Genomic DNA, 834 nt, shown 5'->3' on the forward strand with positions numbered 1-834 from the left:
AGATTGTTGCGCCGCAAAGTTTACTGATTGTGATACTTCATCCCATGATTGCATGTCTGGGAATAAGATGGATTGATTCATCGCTTATTGACCTTCAAGGTTCTTTCTTAATTCACGCAAAATCTGTTTGGCTCCAGGACGAAGACCGCGCCATAACATAAAACTCTCAGCAGCTTGGCCAACTAACATACCTAAACCATCATAAGCATGTGCCGCACCGTGTTGCTTAGCCCATTGGTTAAATGTGGTATCACCTTTGCCATACATCATGTCGTAGCTTGTACTATTGGCGGCGAACACCGAGGAAGAGATCGCAGGTAACTCACCACTCAATGATGCAGACGTAGAGTTGATTATGACATCGAACTCTTCAGCAATGGTATTCATCTCTTTTGCTTTAACAGGGCCATACGCAGAAAACAATTCTGCCAATTCTTCGGCTTTGGAAAATGTACGATTAGTTATCGTTAGAGATGTTGGTTTTTGATCGAGCAATGGTTTAATCACTCCTCGAGCGGCACCACCAGCTCCTATGATCAGGATACGTGCGCCTTCTAAAACGACTTGATGTTGCAACAAGTCCTGCACTAATCCTGCACCATCAGTGTTATCACCTATGATTTCACCATCATCAAGCTTCTTAAGTGTATTCACTGCTCCAGCAAGCTGAGCACGCTCGGTCAAACGGCTAGCAAATTGATAGGCATCTTCTTTAAAAGGCAAGGTCACGTTACAGCCTTTGCCGCCGTCAGCAAAAAATGCTTTCGCCGCCTCGATAAATCCACCCACAGGCGCACACTCTGCGGTGTATGTAAGGGACTGATTCGTTTGACG

2 protein-coding genes are annotated in these 834 nt (G+C 45.2%); both read right to left on the reverse strand.

Annotated features, from left to right (window positions below; all coding sequences use genetic code 11):
• The coding region (locus tag R8N49_RS26105; protein WP_318190323.1) for a DUF1488 family protein at positions 1-81 on the reverse strand (81 nt) is incomplete at its 3' end.
• Positions 82-84: 3 nt separating this feature from the next.
• Positions 85-834, reverse strand: a 750-nt coding sequence (aroE, locus tag R8N49_RS26110) for a shikimate dehydrogenase (protein ID WP_318190322.1), incomplete at its 5' end; no start/stop codon positions are given.

This window comes from Vibrio sp. 1978 (genome assembly GCF_033344345.1).